Source organism: Frigoribacterium sp. VKM Ac-1396 (assembly GCF_015350895.1).
Lineage (GTDB): Bacteria > Actinomycetota > Actinomycetes > Actinomycetales > Microbacteriaceae > Frigoribacterium.
On record NZ_JADKSD010000003.1, the window covers coordinates 301,667 to 319,021 of the forward strand.

Annotated in this window: 19 protein-coding genes; 15 read left to right on the top strand and 4 right to left on the bottom strand. The window is 73.3% G+C overall.

The features are described from left to right. The first annotated feature begins 252 nt into the window (after positions 1–252). The 6 genes from ITJ55_RS13685 (at position 253) to ITJ55_RS13710 (ending at position 6,581) form a co-directional block, all read left to right on the top strand. Positions 253–1,485, top strand: a complete 1,233-nt coding sequence (locus ITJ55_RS13685) for an ABC transporter substrate-binding protein (RefSeq protein ID WP_194595890.1) — start codon at positions 253–255, stop codon at positions 1,483–1,485. 1 nt (position 1,486) lies between these two features. Further along, the gene (locus ITJ55_RS13690; RefSeq protein ID WP_194595891.1) at positions 1,487–2,470 is read left to right on the top strand and encodes a carbohydrate ABC transporter permease; all 984 of its coding nucleotides are present in this window, start codon (positions 1,487–1,489) and stop codon (positions 2,468–2,470) included. Further along, positions 2,463–3,344, top strand: a complete 882-nt coding sequence (locus tag ITJ55_RS13695; RefSeq protein ID WP_194595892.1) for a carbohydrate ABC transporter permease — start codon at positions 2,463–2,465, stop codon at positions 3,342–3,344. The genes ITJ55_RS13690 and ITJ55_RS13695 overlap by 8 nt, the downstream gene beginning before the upstream one ends. A gap of 17 nt (positions 3,345–3,361) precedes the next feature. Beyond that, positions 3,362–4,141, top strand: coding sequence for a ThuA domain-containing protein (locus tag ITJ55_RS13700; RefSeq protein WP_194595893.1), 780 nt, complete (start codon positions 3,362–3,364; stop codon positions 4,139–4,141). A gap of 104 nt (positions 4,142–4,245) precedes the next feature. Then, on the top strand, positions 4,246–5,409 hold the full coding sequence (locus ITJ55_RS13705) for a Gfo/Idh/MocA family protein (RefSeq protein WP_194596062.1): 1,164 nt from the start codon (positions 4,246–4,248) through the stop codon (positions 5,407–5,409). Beyond that, positions 5,406–6,581, top strand: a complete 1,176-nt coding sequence (locus ITJ55_RS13710; RefSeq protein ID WP_370544175.1) for a Gfo/Idh/MocA family protein — start codon at positions 5,406–5,408, stop codon at positions 6,579–6,581. Before ITJ55_RS13705 ends, ITJ55_RS13710 begins: the two co-directional genes overlap by 4 nt. Before the next feature lie 174 nt (positions 6,582–6,755). Here ITJ55_RS13710 and ITJ55_RS13715 read toward each other — a convergent pair whose 3' ends face one another. Next, the gene (locus ITJ55_RS13715) at positions 6,756–7,136 is read right to left on the bottom strand and encodes a hypothetical protein (RefSeq protein ID WP_194595894.1); all 381 of its coding nucleotides are present in this window, start codon (positions 7,134–7,136) and stop codon (positions 6,756–6,758) included. A gap of 171 nt (positions 7,137–7,307) precedes the next feature. Here ITJ55_RS13715 and ITJ55_RS13720 point away from each other — a divergent pair, with 171 nt between their 5' ends. Continuing rightward, the gene (locus ITJ55_RS13720; protein ID WP_194595895.1) at positions 7,308–7,517 is read left to right on the top strand and encodes a hypothetical protein; all 210 of its coding nucleotides are present in this window, start codon (positions 7,308–7,310) and stop codon (positions 7,515–7,517) included. Here ITJ55_RS13720 and ITJ55_RS13725 read toward each other — a convergent pair. Next, positions 7,514–7,702 (bottom strand): hypothetical protein, encoded by a 189-nt coding sequence (locus ITJ55_RS13725; RefSeq protein ID WP_194595896.1) that lies wholly within the window; start codon positions 7,700–7,702, stop codon positions 7,514–7,516. The genes ITJ55_RS13720 and ITJ55_RS13725 overlap by 4 nt on opposite strands. Positions 7,703–7,937: 235 nt before the next feature. Between ITJ55_RS13725 and ITJ55_RS13730 the strand changes: the two genes are divergently transcribed. Continuing rightward, the gene (locus tag ITJ55_RS13730) at positions 7,938–8,864 is read left to right on the top strand and encodes an NmrA family NAD(P)-binding protein (RefSeq protein ID WP_194595897.1); all 927 of its coding nucleotides are present in this window, start codon (positions 7,938–7,940) and stop codon (positions 8,862–8,864) included. 243 nt (positions 8,865–9,107) lie between these two features. Next, a complete protein-coding gene (locus ITJ55_RS13735; RefSeq protein ID WP_194595898.1) occupies positions 9,108–10,100 on the top strand; it encodes a helix-turn-helix domain-containing protein in 993 nt (330 codons plus the stop codon). A 48-nt stretch (positions 10,101–10,148) separates the two neighbouring features. On the opposite strand, the gene ITJ55_RS13740 is transcribed toward ITJ55_RS13735, so the two are convergent. Further along, complete coding sequence (locus ITJ55_RS13740; protein ID WP_194595899.1) at positions 10,149–11,150, bottom strand: chlorophyllase; 1,002 nt, start codon at positions 11,148–11,150, stop codon at positions 10,149–10,151. A gap of 133 nt (positions 11,151–11,283) precedes the next feature. Between ITJ55_RS13740 and ITJ55_RS13745 the strand changes: the two genes are divergently transcribed. The 6 genes from ITJ55_RS13745 to aqpZ all read left to right on the top strand — a co-directional run bounded on the left by ITJ55_RS13745 (position 11,284) and on the right by aqpZ (position 16,384). Continuing rightward, positions 11,284–11,937: a TetR/AcrR family transcriptional regulator gene (locus ITJ55_RS13745; RefSeq protein ID WP_370544176.1), complete on the top strand. Its 654-nt coding sequence runs from the start codon at positions 11,284–11,286 to the stop codon at positions 11,935–11,937. A 9-nt stretch (positions 11,938–11,946) separates the two neighbouring features. Further along, positions 11,947–12,432 (top strand): tetratricopeptide repeat protein, encoded by a 486-nt coding sequence (locus ITJ55_RS13750; protein WP_194595901.1) that lies wholly within the window; start codon positions 11,947–11,949, stop codon positions 12,430–12,432. A gap of 33 nt (positions 12,433–12,465) precedes the next feature. Further along, positions 12,466–13,107 carry a hypothetical protein gene (locus ITJ55_RS13755; protein ID WP_194595902.1) on the top strand — a complete coding sequence of 214 codons (642 nt, stop codon included), beginning with the start codon at positions 12,466–12,468 and terminating at the stop codon, positions 13,105–13,107. After that, on the top strand, positions 13,107–14,963 hold the full coding sequence (locus tag ITJ55_RS13760) for a sodium:proton antiporter (RefSeq protein WP_194595903.1): 1,857 nt from the start codon (positions 13,107–13,109) through the stop codon (positions 14,961–14,963). The genes ITJ55_RS13755 and ITJ55_RS13760 overlap by 1 nt, the downstream gene beginning before the upstream one ends. 191 nt (positions 14,964–15,154) lie before the next feature. Continuing rightward, positions 15,155–15,553: a phage holin family protein gene (locus ITJ55_RS13765; protein ID WP_056260301.1), complete on the top strand. Its 399-nt coding sequence runs from the start codon at positions 15,155–15,157 to the stop codon at positions 15,551–15,553. A 48-nt stretch (positions 15,554–15,601) separates the two neighbouring features. Beyond that, complete coding sequence (gene aqpZ, locus ITJ55_RS13770) at positions 15,602–16,384, top strand: aquaporin Z (RefSeq protein ID WP_194595904.1); 783 nt, start codon at positions 15,602–15,604, stop codon at positions 16,382–16,384. Between the two features lie 151 nt (positions 16,385–16,535). Here the strand turns inward: aqpZ and ITJ55_RS13775 are convergent, their stop codons facing one another. Beyond that, positions 16,536–17,273, bottom strand: a complete 738-nt coding sequence (locus tag ITJ55_RS13775) for a FadR/GntR family transcriptional regulator (protein WP_370544177.1) — start codon at positions 17,271–17,273, stop codon at positions 16,536–16,538. Positions 17,274–17,355: the final 82 nt, after the last annotated feature.

Here is a 17,355-nt window from a genome sequence, read left to right on the forward strand (position 1 = left end):
GGCACCGACGCCGCCCGGTCCACCCCGACGGGGCGGCACGGCCGCCGCCCCCGACTGCACGGACGAGGAGGCGCGGCCCGGCCCCCGCGATCACCACCGCTCCCGACGACTTCTGTTAACCGCTTTACAAGCTAACCGGTTAACTGCTACTTTCTCGGCAACGGAGCCGCGACGTCGCACTCCGCCTCTCGGGCCCGGCCCGGGTGGCCGACGTCGCGGGCCGCCCACCAGTCGCCAAGAGAGAGCTGAGCAATGAAGCCTGCATCGATCCGCAGAAGGTCCCTGACCGCGACCGCCCTGGTCGCCGTCGTCCCCCTCGTCCTCGCCGGGTGCACCGGTGGCGGCGGGGCCACCAGCGCCGGCGGCGAGGTCACCAAGCTGACCGTCGTCGACTACTACGGCGAGAACGACGAGAAGGTCATCACGTCGTTCCTCGAGAAATGCGGCACCGAGAACGGCGTCGAGATCGAGCGCACGATGGTGCCCGGCGGCTCGCTGATCCAGCGCGTGCTGCAGCAGGCGTCGTCGCGCACCCTGCCCGACGTGCTCATGCTCGACAACCCCGACCTGGCCCAGATCGCCGAGACCGGGGCGCTCGCGCCCCTGTCCGACTTCGGGCTCGACGCGGACGGGTACGCCGAGGGCGTCGTCCAGTCGGGCACCTACGACGGCGAGCTTTACGGGCTCGCCCCGACCGTCAACACCATCGCCCTGTTCTACGACAAGAGCGTGCTGGCCGACGCCGGCATCGAGCCGCCCACGACGTGGGACGAGCTCGAGAGCGCCGCGAAGGCGCTGACCTCGGGCGACCGCTACGGCATGGCCGTCGACGCCAACGCCACGTACGAGGCGTCGTGGCAGTTCTTGCCGTTCATGTGGTCGAACGGCGGCGACGAGAAGGACATCGCGACCCCCGAGACCGCCGAGGCCCTGCAGCTCTGGACCGACCTGGTCGCCGACGGGTCGATGTCGAAGAGCGTCCTCAACTGGACCCAGGCCGACGTCAACGACCAGTTCATCGCCGGCAAGACCGCGATGATGGTCAACGGCCCGTGGCAGCTGCCCGCCCTCGACGCCGCCGGCGCCGACTACGGCGTCGTGACCATCCCCGTGAAGGACGCCTCCGACACGGCCGTCGCCCCGCTCGGCGGCGAGGTGTGGACCGTGCCGCAGACCGGTGACGCGGCCCGCCAGGCCGTCGCCGCCAAGGTCGTCGCCTGCATGAACTCCGACGAGAACCAGCTCGCGATGGCCGAGCAGCGCAACACCATCCCGTCGAAGACCTCGGTCGCCGACACGTACGCCGAGCAGCAGCCCGACCAGCAGGCCTTCGTGACGCTCGTCGCCAGTGCCCGCTCGCGCACGGCCGAGCTCGGGGCCGAATGGCCGACCGCCGCGACCGCGATCTACACGGCGATCCAGGCGGCCCTCACCGGCCAGGCCTCGCCAGAAGAAGCGCTCGACGACGCCCAGGCGAGCGAGTGACATGACCACCGCCACCCCGCTCGCCCCCCGACGGGCCGCCGACGACGACGCCACGGTGTCGCGTCGGCGGCCCGGCCGGGCCGGGCCCCGCTCGCCCCGGCGCCGCACCCTGACCTGGGAGCGCGTCTCGCAGCTGCTCTTCGTCGTGCCGGCCGCCGTCTTCCTGGTGCTGTTCTTCGGCTACCCGGTCGTCAAGAACCTCGTCATGAGCTTCCAGGCGTACACGACCACCACGTTCTACACGGGCGAGGCCCCCTGGGTCGGGTTCGCGAACTACGCCAAGGTGCTCGGCTCGCAGCTGTTCGGCACCGCCCTGCTCAACACGGCGCTGTTCACGATCGGCTCGATCGTCGGCCAGTTCGTCATCGGCCTGCTGTTCGCCCTGTTCTTCCGCCGGGCGTTCCCGCTGAACGGCGTGCTGCGCTCGTTGCTGCTGCTGCCCTGGCTGCTGCCGCTGATCGTCTCGAGCGCGGTCTGGAAGTGGATCCTCGACCAGGACTCCGGCGTGCTGAACCAGTTCCTCGGGTCGTTCGGCGTCCCCGCCGTGCCCTGGCTGACCAGCCCGAGCGTCGCGCTGCTGACCGTCGTGCTCGTCAACGTCTGGATCGGCATCCCCTTCAACACGACGATCCTCTACGGCGGGCTGCAGGACATCCCGACCGAGCTCTACGAGGCGGCGTCGCTCGACGGCGCCACCGGCTTCAAGGGGTTCCGCCACGTGACCTGGCCGTTGCTGCGGCCGGTGGTCAGCGTCGTGCTGGTGCTCGGCGTCGTCTACACGATCAAGGTGCTCGACATCATCCTCGGGTTGACCAACGGCGGGCCCGCGAACGCGACGCAGACCATCGCGACGCAGTCGTACTCCCTGTCGTTCCAGCAGTTCGACTTCGGCTCGGGTGCCGCGCTCAGCAACGTGCTGATCGTCATCTCGGCCGTGTTCGCCGTCGTGTACCTGCGACTCAACCGGAAGGCCGTCGATGAGTGAGACCGCCCTGCGCGTGCCGAGCACCCGGGCCGTGGCCCGCGGCGCCCGGTCGCGTCGACCCCGGGCCGAGGGCCCGAAGAAGTACCTGCTCACCGCCGTCGGCGTGCTGTTGCTGGCGGGCATGCTGTTTCCCGTCTACTGGATGGTGAACATCTCGCTGCAGCCGGCGGGCTCGGCCATCGAGGCCGACTGGTTCCCGTTCCAGGCGCAGTTCGGCGGCTACGCCCAGGCCTTCGCCGACCAGGGCCGCAACCTGGTCACGAGCCTCGTGATCGCACTCGGCAGCGTCGTCCTCAGCCTCGTGATCGCGACCCCCGCCTCCTACGCCCTGGCGCAGTTCAAGGTGAGGGGCGTCGGGGCGGTGCTGTTCGCCATCTTGATCTCGCAGATGATCCCGGGCATCGTCGTCGCGAACGCGCTGTACGCGGCGTACAACGACCTCGGCCTGCTGAACTCGATCCCCGGGCTGATCCTCGCCGACTCGACCGCCGGGGTGCCGTTCGCCATCTTGATCATGCGGGCGTTCATGCTGAACATCCCCACCTCGATCGTCGAGGCGGCGAAGGTCGACGGGGCCGGCAACTTCCGGGCGTTCCGCAGCATCGTGCTGCCGATCAGCCGCAACGCGATGATCACGGCCGGGCTGTTCACGTTCCTGTTCACCTGGAGCGACTTCCTGATGGCGCTGACCCTGACCACCACGACCGACATCCGGCCGATCACGCTGGGCATCTACCAGTACATCGGCACCTACACCGCCGACTGGTCGACCGTCATGGCCGCCGCGGTGCTCGCCTCGCTGCCGGCCATCGTGCTGCTGCTCGCGGCACAGAAGTTCATCGCCGCCGGTGCCACCGGCGGAGCGGTCAAATGACACACGAGAGGACCACCATGACCACCACACCGTTGCGCGTCACCGTCTGGGGCGAGAACGTCCACGAGAAGGTCGAGCAGCACGTCGCCGACCGGTACCCCGACGGCATGCACGGCGCGATCGCGGCCGGCATCGCCGAGAACCTGCCCGACGCCGTCGTCCGCACCGCCACCATGGACCAGCCAGAGCACGGCCTCACCGAGAGCGTGCTCGAGCAGACCGACGTGCTGACCTGGTGGGGCCACGCCGCCCACGCCGACGTCGACGACGAGGTCGTCGAGCGGGTGCACCGCCACGTACTCGCCGGCATGGGCCTCGTCGTGCTGCACTCGGGCCACTGGTCGAAGATCTTCACCAAGCTGATGGGCACGACCTGCACCCTCCGCTGGCGCAGCGAGCACGACCAAGAGCTGGTGTGGACGGTCAACCCGCAGCACCCGATCACCCGCGGCGTGCCGAACCCGATCGTCATCCCCGAGCAAGAGATGTACGGCGAGTACTTCGACGTGCCGACGCCCGACGAGCTGATCTTCATCTCGGGCTTCACCGGCGGCGAGGTGTTCCGCAGCGGCATGACCTACCGCCGCGGTTTCGGCAAGATCTTCTTCTTCTCGCCCGGCGACCAGGACTTCCCGGTGTACTTCCACCCCGACGTCCGCCGCGTGATCTCGAACGGTGCCGAGTGGGCCCGCCCCGAGCGCGAGCGCGCGACGCCCACCCTGCTGCGCTACGACCTCGGCGAGTACTTCGACGGCAAGGACTACTCGGGCCCGATCGACGAACCGGTCGAGGCGTGACCGCCCCCGAGCCGGCGAGCGCCGGCGCGTCAGCGAGCGCCGGCACGTCAGCGAGCACCGGCGCCCCCGGCGGCTTCCGCCGAGTCGAGGGCCGAGGAGGCGCGCTGCGGGTCGTGCAGGTCGGCGCCGGCGAGATGGGCCGCGCCTGGTTGCGCACCGTGGCGGAGTCGGCCGACGTCGAGCTGGTCGGCATCGTCGACCTCGACCTCGACGCTGCCCGGGCCGGAGCCGTCGCGGCGGGCCTGCCCGACCTTCCCGTCGACCGCGACCTGGCGCAGCTGGTCGAGCGCACCTCCCCGGACGCCGTGCTCGACGTGACCGTCCCGGTCGCGCACCACCCCGTCACGATGCAGGCGCTGCGCCTCGGCCTGCCGGTGCTGGGCGAGAAGCCGGCCGCCCAGACCGTCGCCGAGGCCCTGTCGCTGACGGCGGCGGCCGAGGTGACGGGCGAGCTGTTCATGGTGTCGCAGTCGCGCCGCTACAACGACCAGCTCGTCGCGCTGCGGGCGCACGCCGGGCTGCTCGGCGACGTCGGCATGGTGTCTACGTCGTTCGCCCGGGCACCGCACTTCGGCGGGTTCCGCGAGCAGATGGACGACGTGCTGCTGCTCGACATGGCGATCCACGCCTTCGACTCGGCGCGCTACCTGATCGGTCGCGACCCCGTCTCGGTCTGGTGCGACTCGTGGAACCCGTCGTGGTCCTGGTACCGCGGCGACGCGGCCGCGAGCGTCGTGGTCGAGTTCGAGGGCGGCATCCGGTACCGCTACGACGGGTCGTGGTGCAGCCCCGGGGCCGAGACCTCGTGGAACGGCGCCTGGCGCGTCTCGGGCTCGGGCGGCACGGCCCTGTGGTCGGGCGACGACGAGCCCACGAGCGACCTCGACGGCACGCCGGGGGTCGCCGAACAGCAGCCCACCGTGGGCGTCGAGATCGCCGGGTCGCTGGCGGCGTTCACGCGGGCGCTGCGGTCGGGCGAGCGGCCCGACGGCGAGGTCCACGGCAACGTGATGAGCCTGGTGATGGTCGAGGCGGCGATCGCCTCGACGCGCAGCGGCCAGCGCGTGATGGTCGACGAGGTGCTCGAGAACGCGCACCGCGAGACCGTCGCGGCCGAGCGCGACCCCGAGGTGCGGGCACGCCTCGAGTCGTGGCGGTCCGTGCGGGGTGCCCTGCAGGGTGACCCGGCGGCGGACGGCGGCGTCGTCGACGAGCCGGCCCGCGCCTCCTCGGCGGTGGACGGCGCCGACCTGCAGGAGGCGCGGTGACCGGAGGGGGCGAGCTGCGGTTCGCCCTCGTCGGACACGGTTTCATGGGTGCGGCGCATTCTCAGGCCCTGCGGGTCGCCCCGGCCTTCGTCGACCTGCCGCTCGCCCCGGTGATGGCGACCCTGGTCGGCCGCGACGTGGCCGCCACCCGGGCCGCCGCCGCGCGGTGGGGCTGGCGGTCGACCGCCGCGGACTGGCGCGCCGTGCTCGACGACCCCGACATCGACGTGGTCGACATCTGCTCGCCCGGGTCGACCCACGTCGAGATCGCGGTGGCGGCGCTCGAGGCCGGCAAGCACGTGCTCTGCGAGAAGCCGTTGGCCAACACGGTGGCCGAGGCCGAGCGCATGGCCGAGGCCGCGGCGAGCGCCGCCGAGCGGGGCGTCTTCGCGATGGTCGGCTTCTCGTACCGTCGGGTGCCCGCGGTGACGCTCGCGCGCGACGTGGTGCGGTCGGGGCGCCTCGGCGAGGTGCGCCAGGTGAGGGCGCAGTACCTGCAGGACTGGCTGGTCGACGCGGACGACCCGATGACCTGGCGGCTCGACAAGGCGGTCGCGGGGTCGGGTGCGCTCGGCGACATCGGGGCGCACGCGGTCGACGCGGCGCAGTTCGTGACGGGCCTCGACGTGACCGAGGTCTCGGGCACGCTGCACACGTTCGTGACCGAGCGGCCGCTGGTCGACGAGTCGGTGGCGACCTCGGGCCTCGGCGGCGTCGCGGGTTCGGAGCGCGGCGCGGTGACCGTCGACGACGCCGCCTGGTTCACGGCCCGGATGGACGGAGGCGCGATCGCGTCGGTCGAGGCGTCCCGGTTCGCGACCGGCCGGAAGAACGCCTTCCGGCTCGAGGTCTCGGGCTCGCGCGGAGCCGTGGCGTTCGACCTCGAACGCCCGAACGAACTCGAGCTGCTCGAGGTCGACGGCCCCGACTCGGGGTTCCGCCGCGTGCTGGTGACCGAGCCCGAGCACCCCTACGTCGGCGCGTGGTGGCCCGCGGGTCACGGCCTCGGCTGGGAGCACGCGTTCACCCACCAGCTGAGCGACCTCGTGGCCGACCTGGCCGCGGGCCGACAGCCGACGCCGTCGTTCGCCGACGGGCTGCAAGTGCAGCGGGTGCTGGACGCGGTCGAGCGGTCGTCCGGGGCCGGGTCGGTCTGGACGCCGGTCGGCTGAGCCGCCGGTCGGCCGCACGCCGGACGCCGGACGCCGGACGCCGGACGCCGCCACGATGTAAACACGCTGCCACGTTTAAACGTGGCGGCGTGTTTATCGCGTGGCGGGGTGACGCGAGCGGGCGTCCCCGCAGCCCCGCCGCCGGCTGGTCGCGCCGGCTACTCGCGCCGCCGGCTACTCGCGCCGCCGGCTCGCCACGAGTGCGACGACGAGCCCCGAGATGACGGCGGCCCCCACGGCGTTCGTGACGCGGGTGCGGTGGCGGTAGCGGCGGTGGGCGTCGTCGGTGGCCTCGCGAGCGGCGGTGGCGACGGTCTCGGCGGCGTCGCGGACGGTCCGTTCGGCGCGGTCGGCGAGGTCCTCGGCCCGGTCCACGAAGTCGTGCGCGGACGACCCGGCGCGGTCGGCCACGTCGCGGACTGCCGTCTCGGCCCGGTCGGCGAGGTCGCGCAAAGCGCCCCGGGCGTCGGGCGGCAGGACGTCGGCGGTCTCGATCAGCTCGCGGGCCCGGCGTGCGGCACGGGTGACGAAGTCGTCGGGGTCGGTGGTGCTCATGGGGTCGTCTCCGATCGCCCGCGCGCGCCGCGGGTCCCCGCCATCGTGCTCCTTCGCGGCGTGCCCCGGTGCCGACGCCGGGGCACGAGGAGGCGCGGGTCGCCTCCCCCGCGCCTCCTCACCCCGGCACCCCACTGCACCCGGCTGCCCGCGGTCTGGCACGCTGGGCGGGTGCTCAGCAGCGTCGGTGCCCTCTCGGTGGCGTTCCTCGTGTGGTCGATCGTCGTGCTCGTCCGCTCCCGGCGCCGGAGCGGGCACGCGGCTGCCACTGCCCCCGACGTCGCGAAGAAGCGGCGCGACGCCTGGATCGTCGTCGTGTTGTCCACCCTGACGCTCGCGGCGACCTTCGTCGTCGGCACGGTCGTCGTGCCGACGCTCTAGGACCAGCTCGAGGTGGCGGTCACCACCATGACGACCGCACCGATGCTGGTCGGGGCGACGACGCCGAGCCAGCGGCCGCTCATGACGGGTGCTCCGCCCTGCCGGCGCAGGCGGAGGGCGAGCGCGAAGCCGGTGACGAAGAGCACGGCTCCGACGACGAGCAGGACGACACCGGTGGTTCCCATCCCCCGACCCTAGCGACGCCCGGCCCCGCCCCGCCCCGCGAGACCGGCACAACACCACGAAGTGGACACAGCGCCATCCCTTGTCGTGGTGCGGTGTCCACTTCGTGGTGTCGTGCGACCCGCAGCCGCACACACACACGCACCCGCCGCACCCGCACCCGGACCCGCACCCGCACCCGCACCACCGCCGAGCGCGCAGACTGGCCTCCGACCCCCGACGGAACGAGCCCCTCCCATGACCACCACCGTCCTCCTCGCCGGCGCGACCGGCGACCTCGGGCAGCGCATCGCCCGCGAGCTGCTGTCCCGCCGCGACGCCCCCGACGACGTGCGCCTGCGCGTCCTGACCCGCCCCGGCAGCACCGACACGACCACGCTGTTCGGTGACGACGACCGGGTCGAGGTGACCCGCGCCTCCTACGCGGACGTGCCGGCCCTGACCGAGGCCGCGCGCGGGGCCGACGTGGTGGTGTCGGCCGTCAGCGGAGTCCGCCCGGTGATCGTCGACGCGCAGCGGGCGCTGCTGACGGCGGCCGTCGCGGCGGGCGTGCCGCGGTTCGTGCCGTCGGACTACTCGGCCGACTACCGCAGCATCCCGCCGGGCAGCAACCGCAACTTCGAGCTGCGGCGCGAGTTCGCCGGAGTGCTCGACGCGGCGCCGATCCGGGCGACGTCGGTGCTCAACGGCATGTTCACCGACCTGCTGACCGGGGACGCGCCGATGGTGCTCTTCGACCGGAAGCGCGTGCTGTTCTGGTCGTCGGCCGACCAGGTGCTCGACTTCACGACCAAGGACGACGTCGCCCACGTCGTCGCCGGGGTCGCGCTCGACCCCGAGGCGCCGCGCGTGGTCGAGGTCGCCGGCGACCGGGTGACCGCCCGTCAGGTCGCCCGCACGATGAGCGAGCTCACGGGCACGCCGTTCAAGCCGCAGTGGGCCGGCACGACCGGCACGCTTTCGGCGATGGCGGCGGTCATGCGGCGCACCTCGAAGGACGACGACGACACCTTCCCCGCGTGGCAGGGCATGCAGTACTTCGTCAACATGTTCAGCGGTGACGCGCAGCTGCGTCACGTCGACGGCGCCCGCTACGCGCCCGCCCGCTGGACGACCGTGCGCGACGTGCTCGCGACGCGCGTCGGCTCGACGACCCCGGCCTGACCGGGGGACGAGGAGGCGCGGGTCGCCCACCCGGGACGCCGCCCGCACCTGCCCGCCCACGAGAAAACGGTGGCCCCTCCCCCCGACGGGTGGGGCCACCGTTCGTCGCCGAGATGGTGAGCATCGGCGGACCTCCACGGTGGCAGCCCCCGGTGTCGACCGCCATCCGCCCGGCGCGGCGTCCCGTCCGATTCGCGCGGGCGGGTGTCGGGTGACGGCCCCGGCGCTCGGTAGTGTCGGCCCATGAGCGTGGACGACCCGGAGGTGTTCGCGGCACATCGCGTGGCGACGTGCCGCGGCGTCGACGACGCGCGACGGGTGCTCGGCGAGGCCTTCCTGCCCGTCGAGTTCCCGACCGCGGGCGCCTCGGGCCGACTCGGCCTCGAGCTGAACGCCCTGAGCACGGGCCGGTTGACCCTGGGCTACATGCGGTTCGACCGGGCCGTCCGCATCCGGACGTCCGAGCCCGACAACTACCACGTCGACATCCCGACGGCCGGTCGGGCCGCCCTGTGCGCCGCCGGCGGGCGCCCGGTCGAGGCGAGGCGGCGGTCGGCCGCCGTCTTCATGCCGGGCCGACCGGTCGACCTCGACTGCGGCGACGGCTTCGCGCAGGTCGCCCTGATAATCCCCCGCGTCGAGGTGCAGCGAGAGATCGAGAGCCTGCTCGAGTCGACCTCGCTGGCTCCCGTCGAGTTCGACCCCGAGCTCGACCTGACGGCGGGCGGGCAGCTCGTGCTGCAGGCGGTGCGTGTCGTGGACGAGGCGTCCCGGCACGTGGACGGGGTGCTGCAGCACCCGCTGGCCGTGCGGCACCTCGAGCGGTCGCTCGTGCAGGCCTTGCTCTTCTCGCAGGGGCACAACCACTTCGAAGCGCTGCGGGCACCCGTGCCGGCGGCGGGTGCCGGGGCGGTCTCGCAGGCGGTCGACCTGCTGCGCGACGACCCCGCCCGCGACTGGAGCGTCGCCGACCTCGCGGCGGCGACCGCCACGAGCGTCCGCAGCCTGCAAGAGGGGTTCCGGGCGTCGCTCGACACGACCCCGACGGCCTACCTGCGCCGGCTGCGGCTCGAGCGGGTGCGTGACGACCTCGTGGCGGCCGCACCGGGCGGGGCGAACGTCACCGCCGTCTCGGCCCGGTGGGGCTTCACCCACCACGGCCGTTTCGCCGCGGCCTACGCGGCACGCTTCGGCGAGCGCCCGTCCGACACGCTGCGCGCCTCGACCGGCCGCTGACGCGGACGGCCCCGGGAGGCGCGGGTCACCCCCTCGAGGCGCCCGTCGTCAGCGCCGCGACCGGTCCGGACGAGAGCCGTCGACGCGACGGAGCGTCGCCGCCTCCTTCGACTCGACGCGGGCGACGTCGGGGTCGACCGAGGCCGCCGCGGACGCCCAGGCTCCCGGGCGGGTGCCCAGCGCCTCCTGCAGGAAGGCCGTCGTCGTGCGCCGGACGGCGTCGACGCGCGCGGGGCTCTCGTCGGTGGTGCTCGCCGAGCCGTAGGCGTGGATGCCGCCGAGGCTGTGCTCGCCGCCGACCAGCGTGACCAGGTGGCGCGAGCCCGGGCTCAGGTGGTGGACGTCGGTGAACCAGTCCGGGCCGCGGGTCGACAGGGCAGACTGGTCGTGGTCGCCGGCGACGACGATCGACGGCACGGTCAGCTCGTCGAAGTCGGGGCTCATGAAGGAGAAGTGCTCGGCGGCGAACGGGGTCAGGTCGTCTTCGCCGAGTCCCGTCGTGGCGAGCAGGACGCCGGCCGTCACCCGGTCGTCGCGACGACTCGCCCCCGGCCGGCCGTCGGGGCCCACGACGCGGGCGCCGAGCAGCATGCCGACCGTCTGCCCGCCCCACGAGTGGCCCGCGGCCGCGATCCGCCCGAGGTCGACCCGCCCGGCGAGACCCGGCAGGGCCGCGACGAGCGCGTCGAGTTCGTCGAGCACGCGCACGAGGTCGTCGACCCGGGTCTGCCAGATCGTCGGGGTGCGCGCGTCGTCGGGTGCCAGGCCGAGCTTGGCCGAGTCGAGGAAGGTGGGCTGGACGACGACGAAGCCGTTCGCGGTCCAGTGGTCGACGAGCGGGTCGTAGTCGGTCATCGACTGCGCGTAGCCGTGGGCGAAGACGATGACCGGCAGGTCGGTGCCCGTGGCGGGGGCGGAGACGCGCACCTGCAGGTCGTCGCCGCGGGAGGGCGCGGGCAGCACGACGGGGCGGACGCTGTGGATCGGGACGGGTGCGGTGTCGGGCGCGGTGGCAGTGTTCGTGGCGGTGGCGGATGGGACGGTCGGCATGTCGGCCTCTCGGATCGGTGGTGCGACGCCCGAAACGGAGCGCCGTTCCGTCACGATACGGAACGGCAATCCGTTCCGCAAGACCAAGTGGAACGCGGTTTCGTTTCGAGCGCCGCCATGGGATGATCGCGGGGTGACCGCCTCCGACCCCGCGCCTCCCCCGGCTCCCCCGGCTCCCCCGGCTCCGTCGGCTCCGTCGACTACGCGACCCCGGCGTCGCGACGTCGAACGCAACCAGCAGGCCCTGCTCGACGCGGCCGGTGCCGTGTTCGCGACCTCAGGGGTGGACGCCCCGGTGCGCGAGGTGGCCGCGGCCGCCGGCGTGGGGGTCGCGACGTTGTACCGGCACTTCGCGACGAGGTCCGACCTCGTCGTGGCCGTCTACCGGCACCAGATCGACGCCTGTGCCGAGGCCGGGCCCGAGCTGCTGGCCTCTGCGGAGTCGCCGTTCGACGCGGTGCTCGACTGGGTGCACCTCTTCGTGGACTTCCTCGACACGAAGCACGGGCTCGGTCGGGTGTGGGACGGCGAAGCGGCCGAGTTCTCGTCGCTGCACGGCCTGTTCGTCGAGCGGCTCGTGCCGGTGCTCTCGGACCTGATGGAGGCGGCGCGCACGTCGGGCGAGATCGTCGCGCCCGCGACGGCGTACCAGCTGCTGCGCGCGATCGGCGACCTCGTGGCGTTCAGCCCGCGCGACCCCGACTACGACGCGCGCCGGATGATCACGCTGCTCGTGACCGGGCTGCGCCAGGAGCAGCCGCACCCCGAGGCGTGCCCTCCGCGCTAGCGTGACCGGATGAGCACCGCCGAGTGGGAAGACCGCGTCGCCGCCCTCTGGGCCGACGAGACCGTCGGCGACGAGCAGCGCATCGAGCACATGACGGCGCTGGCCGCCGCCGCCCCGCACCCCGCGCTGGGCGAGTTCGAGCTCGGCGGCGCCCACGACTCGGGCGGACGCGAGGCCGAGGCCCACGTCCACTACGCCGCCGCGACCGAGGCGGGCCTCGACGCCGCCGACCCCGACCGGGCCGCCCGCATGGTGGTGCAGCACGCCTCGACGCTGCGCAACCTCGGCCGCGTCGACGAGGCGATCACGATGCTGCGCGACGCCCCCGTGCACCCCGCCACCGGAGCCGCCCCCAGGGTCTTCCTCGCGCTCGCCCTGCACAGTGCCGGCCGCCCCGACGAGGCCCTGCGGGTGGCGATCGAGGCCGTCGAGCCGACCCTGCCGCGCTACCACCGGTCGGTCCGCGCCTACGCGGCGGCCCTCACCGAGGGCTGAAACGGAGGGGGCGGGCGTCCCTAGACTCTCAGCATGCCTTTCGACGAGTGGTACGACGACGCGACGCGAGAGGCCGCGACGGCCCGCGTGCTGCAGCGGCGGATGACCAACCCCACCGACCGCAACGTCCTGACGGTCGTCGCCGAAGAGTTCAGCGTCCCGCGCCAGACCCTCAGCGACTGGGTCGACGAGGCGTCACCCGAGTCCCCGAAGGCGCAGCGGAAGCCCCGCCCCAAGTTCTCCCAGGTCGTCAAGACCACCAAGGAGGCGCGGGTCGAGTCCCCGACGGACGACGAGCCCGCCGAGGCACCGCAATCAGCCGCAGCTCCGGAGCCCGCGGGCGAACTCGAGCCTGCGAACGAACCCGAGCGCGACCCCTGGGCGGAGTCCGACCCTGCCCCTGAGCCCGAGCCCGAGCCGGCACCCGAACCCGCTTCCGAGCCGACACCCGAGAGCGAACCCGAGCCGCAGCCCGAGCCCGCAGCCGCTCCCGTGCCGATCGACGCACCCGAGCCCGAACCCGCCGCACCAGAACGAGTCGCACCCGCCGCAGAGGCACCCCCCGCCCCGGCACCCGCCGGCACCCGCGTCGGCGCCCTCGAGGCCGAGGTCGCCGCCCTCCGCGCCGGCAACCGGGCCCTGATCCAAGCGATGCGCGTCCTGCTCGACGTCTGATGGAGATCGCCGAGCTGCTCGTCCTGCTCGTCACGGGCTTCGTGGTGATCGCGGCGGCGACGGTCGTCGGCCCGCGGCTCGGCGTGGCCGCTCCCCTGCTGCTCGTGGCCGTCGGGGTCGCGGCGAGCTTCTTGCCGGTGTTCGCGTCGGTCGAGATCGACCCCGAGCTGATCCTGGCGGGCGTGCTGCCGCCGCTGCTCTACTCGTCGGCGGTCTCGATGCCGGCGATGAACTTCCGCCGCGAGTTCGGGGCGATCAGCGGCCTGTCGGTGGTGCTCGTCGTGGCGACCGCGCTGGTGCTCGGCGTGTTCTTCCAGCTCGTCCTGCCCGACCTGGGGTTCGCCTGGGGCGTCGCGCTCGGTGCCGTGATCAGCCCGACCGACGCGGTCGCGACGTCGATCGTCAAGCAGACGTCGGTGTCGAAGCGGGTCGTCGCCATGCTCGACGGCGAGAGCCTGCTCAACGACGCGACCGCGCTGGTGCTGTTGCGCACCGCGATCGTGGCGACTGCCGCCTCCTTCTCGTTCTGGGGCGCGCTCGGCACGTTCGCCTACTCGGTCGTCGTCGCGCTGGTGATCGGCCTGGTCGTCGGTGCGGCCAACCTGGCCGTCCGGCGGAGGGTGACCGACTCGACCGTCAACACGGTTATCTCGTTCGCGGTGCCGTTCGTCGCGTCGCTGCCGGCGAGCGCCGTGGGGGCGTCGGGCCTCGTCGCGGCGGTCGTCGCCGGCCTGGTCACGGGGTTCCGGGCACCGCGCGAGCTGTCGCCGCAGAACCGGCTGTCCGACTCGCAGAACTGGCGGACGGTCGAGCTGGTGCTCGAGGGCGCGGTCTTCCTCACCATGGGGTTGCAGATCCGGTCGATCGTCACCGACGTGCAAGAGGACCACGCCGGGGTGCTGCCGGCCCTGCTGATCGCGGTCGGCGCGCTCGTGCTGACGATCGTCGTGCGGGCGGCGTACGTCGCGCCGCTGCTGCGGGTGCTGTCGGCGCGCGCCCGCCACGCCGAAGCGATGCAGCCGCGGGTGCAGAGCATGAAGGAGCAGATCCAGGCCGAGGGCGCCGGTGGTTCGTTCGCCGAGCTCAACCGGCGGGGTCGAGGAGCCCCCCAGCAGCTCGAGGCCGGCGTCGCCGACGACGCGATCCGAGGAGGCGCGGCTGACGACGACGAGCAGGTCGCGCCGGTCGACGGGTCACCTCGCACCCCGCGCCGCGGGTCCCGCCGCGGTTCGCAAGGTGACCGCTCCCCGCGCACCCGGGCCCCGCGCACCCGCACCGCGCGCACCCCCTCGCAGCGCACGCTCGACCAGTTCACGCGGCGCGTGACGCAGGGCCTGGCCGACATCGAGTACTTCCTGCGGCAGCCGCTCGGCTGGCGCGACGGCACGGCGGTCGTCTGGGCGGGCATGCGCGGGGCGGTGACGGTCGCGGCGGCGCAGACCCTGCCAGAGGACACCCCGCAGCGCCCGGTGCTGGTGCTGATCGCGTTCGCGGTGGCGGCGCTGTCGCTGCTGCTGCAGGGCGGCACGATCGGCCCGCTGCTGCGGCGTCTCTCGCCGCCCGTCGACGAGGCCGCGGAGCACGCGCAGAACGAGTCCGAGCGCACGAAGATCTTCGAGCTGATGCGCGAGAGCGCCGACGCGGTGCCCGGCCCCGACCCCCGCACGGCGGACCGCTCGAAAGAGGGCTTCGACGCCTCGATGGCCCACACCCTGGCGATGCTCGCGGCTCAGCGCGAGGCCCTGCTCGACGCCCGCGACAACGGCCTGTTCGACGCGGACGTCCTCGCGGACGCCCTCGCCAACCTCGACGCCTCCGAGATCGCCATCGAGCTCCGCGGCCGCCTGGCCGACTGACCCGCGGCGCCCGGCGCCCCCGCGTTGTCCCCCGCCTGGCCGGTTCGCGAGTGCTCGGCGGACCGAGGCTGGAAGCTCGCTGGAGGTCGATGACGGGTGGGGCACCGCACGCGTCCGAATGGTGTGTCCGCATCGCGGCACAGCGATCCCCGGCCACCGCCCCGAGTGGCCTCAGCGAGAGAAGGACCACCATGAGCACAGCCGACGAGAAGCAGGGCGAGGCCGGATTCGCCGGTCGGTTCCGCGACCAGCTGGGCACCCGGGCCATCGAGCCCTTCGTGAAGGCCGTCCGTGCCGAGCTGAGCTCGGCCCGCGACGAGATCGCCGGCCGCGCCCGCGACGCCCGATCCGGCGTCGTGATGCTCGCCGTCGGGGCCGTCCTCGCGATCGTGACCGTGATCCTCCTGGCCGGCACCGCCGTCGCCCTGCTCGCGCTGGCCGTGCCCCTCTGGGCCGCCGCCCTGATCGTCTTCGCCGTCTTCGCCGTCGTCACCGCGGTGCTCGTCGCCGCGGGCCTGCGCGGCGTGAAGCGCGGCGTACCGCCGGTCCCCGTCGACACGGTGAAGAACCTCACCTCGTCCGACGACTAGTCCGTCTCCCCGACACTCACGACACCCACCACACACGAGAGAACCGCCATGCCCCGCACCCCCTCCGCCAGCCGGACCACCAAAGAGCAGCGCACCCAGCACGCCGAGACGTACACGCCGCTCGCGCGCTACGCCTCCGAGGCGTTCGGCACCTTCCTCCTCGTGCTCGGCGGCGTCGGCACGGCCGTCTTCGCCTCGTCCTTCCCCGACGAGGGCAACGTGCTCGGCGTGGGCTTCCTCGGCGTGGCCTTCGCGTTCGGGCTCAGCGTCATGGCGGGCATCTACGCCGTCGGCCACATCTCGGGCGGCCACTTCAACCCGGCCGTGACGGTCGGCTTCGCCCTGGCCGGTCGCACCCCGTGGTCGAGCGTGCCCGGCTACGTCGTCGCGCAGCTCGTCGGTGCCGCCGCCGGGTCGAGCGTCGTCGCACTCGTCGCCGCCGACGGCCCCGCCGGCTACTTCGCCGCGGCCCGTGACTCGGGCTTCGCGTCGAACGGCTTCGGCGCCTCGTCGCCCGGCGGGTTCGGCCTCGGAGCCGTGCTCGTCACCGAGATCGTGCTGACCGCCGTCTTCGTCGGGGTCATCCTCTCGGTCACCGCCAAGAACGAGTACAAGGCGCTGGCGCCGCTCGCGATCGGACTCACGCTGACGCTGATCCACCTGATCAGCATCCCGGTGAGCAACACGTCGGTGAACCCGGCCCGCTCGTTCGCGGCGGCTCTCTACGGCGGCCCCGACGCCCTCGCGCAGCTCTGGGTCTTCTTCGTGGCACCCCTGGTCGGTGCCGCCGTCGCCGGCCTCGCGCACCGCGCCCTCCGCCGCCGCGGCTGACGGGGCGCGGCTGACCGGCCGCGGCTGACCGGACGGGTCGCACCGCCACCACCACAAGACGCAGGAGGCGCGGGTCACGTGACCCGCGCCTCCTGCGTCCCCGCGTGCTCGCGCAACCGCCGAGACTCGCGCGTCGGACCGTCGGCCCGGCCTAGGCGACCGTCGCGCTCCGGACCCGGTCGGCGGCGGTGGCCATGTGGTCGCGCATCGCCGCGAGCGCGGCGTCGGGGTCGCGCGCCTCGATCGCCCGGAAGACGGCCCGGTGCTCTCGGTAGGCGGCCTCGGCCTGGTCCTTCTCGGTCAGCCCCCGCTCGACCCACAGCCGCAGCAGCGACCGGGTGCTCTGCAGCAGGTCCTTGAGCACGACGTTGTCGGCACTGACGGCGATCTGCAGGTGGAACCGGATGTCGGCCTGGAGGAACGCGTCGATGTCCTCGAGCGAGTCCGCCATCACCTCGACGAAGCCGCGCAGCTTCTCGACGTCGGCGTCGGTGGCGCGCTCGGCCGCGTAGGCCGCGGCCTGGATCTCGAGTCCGCCGCGCACCTCGATGAGTTCTCGCGTACGCGCCGCGTTCAGCATGAGTCCCCAGCTGAGCGTGGTCGGCAGCAGTTCAGAGGTCTGGTCGCGCAGGTAGGTGCCCGAGCCCGGCCGCACCGTGACGATGCCGAGGATCTCGAGCGCGGCCAGGGCTTCGCGGACGGCCGACCGGCCGACGCCCAGGCGCTCGGCGAGCTGCCGCTCGGGCGGGAGGCGCGACCCCGGGGTGAGTTCGCCGGCGGTCAAGAGGGCCACGAGCTGCTTGACGACCTCGCTGACCGCGGTGCCGCGCGGGACCATCTCGAGCTCGAGATCGAGGCTCGTGGGGTCGCTCTCTGGGTATGCCGGCACGGTGCGAGCTTAGTCAGCGGGGCCCGTGGTGCTGCCGTCGCCGTCGAGCTCGCCGCCCCTCTGCATCGCTCAATTGGTCAAC

Bases quoted from the DNA above. Each gene is read 5' to 3' on its own strand.
- ITJ55_RS13730 (WP_194595897.1), top strand. From the start codon at position 7,938: ATGACCACCACCGTCCTCCTCGCCGGCGCGACCGGCGACCTCGGGCAG.
- ITJ55_RS13690 (WP_194595891.1), top strand. From the start codon at position 1,487: ATGACCACCGCCACCCCGCTCGCCCCCCGACGGGCCGCCGACGACGAC.
- ITJ55_RS13700 (WP_194595893.1), top strand. From the start codon at position 3,362: ATGACCACCACACCGTTGCGCGTCACCGTCTGGGGCGAGAACGTCCAC.
- ITJ55_RS13695 (WP_194595892.1), top strand. From the start codon at position 2,463: ATGAGTGAGACCGCCCTGCGCGTGCCGAGCACCCGGGCCGTGGCCCGC.
- ITJ55_RS13755 (WP_194595902.1), top strand. From the start codon at position 12,466: ATGCCTTTCGACGAGTGGTACGACGACGCGACGCGAGAGGCCGCGACG.
- ITJ55_RS13685 (WP_194595890.1), top strand. From the start codon at position 253: ATGAAGCCTGCATCGATCCGCAGAAGGTCCCTGACCGCGACCGCCCTG.
- ITJ55_RS13725 (WP_194595896.1), bottom strand. From the start codon at position 7,702: ATGGGAACCACCGGTGTCGTCCTGCTCGTCGTCGGAGCCGTGCTCTTC.
- ITJ55_RS13715 (WP_194595894.1), bottom strand. From the start codon at position 7,136: ATGAGCACCACCGACCCCGACGACTTCGTCACCCGTGCCGCACGCCGG.
- ITJ55_RS13740 (WP_194595899.1), bottom strand. From the start codon at position 11,150: ATGCCGACCGTCCCATCCGCCACCGCCACGAACACTGCCACCGCGCCC.
- ITJ55_RS13765 (WP_056260301.1), top strand. From the start codon at position 15,155: ATGAGCACAGCCGACGAGAAGCAGGGCGAGGCCGGATTCGCCGGTCGG.
- aqpZ (WP_194595904.1), top strand. From the start codon at position 15,602: ATGCCCCGCACCCCCTCCGCCAGCCGGACCACCAAAGAGCAGCGCACC.
- ITJ55_RS13750 (WP_194595901.1), top strand. From the start codon at position 11,947: ATGAGCACCGCCGAGTGGGAAGACCGCGTCGCCGCCCTCTGGGCCGAC.
- ITJ55_RS13735 (WP_194595898.1), top strand. From the start codon at position 9,108: ATGAGCGTGGACGACCCGGAGGTGTTCGCGGCACATCGCGTGGCGACG.
- ITJ55_RS13760 (WP_194595903.1), top strand. From the start codon at position 13,107: ATGGAGATCGCCGAGCTGCTCGTCCTGCTCGTCACGGGCTTCGTGGTG.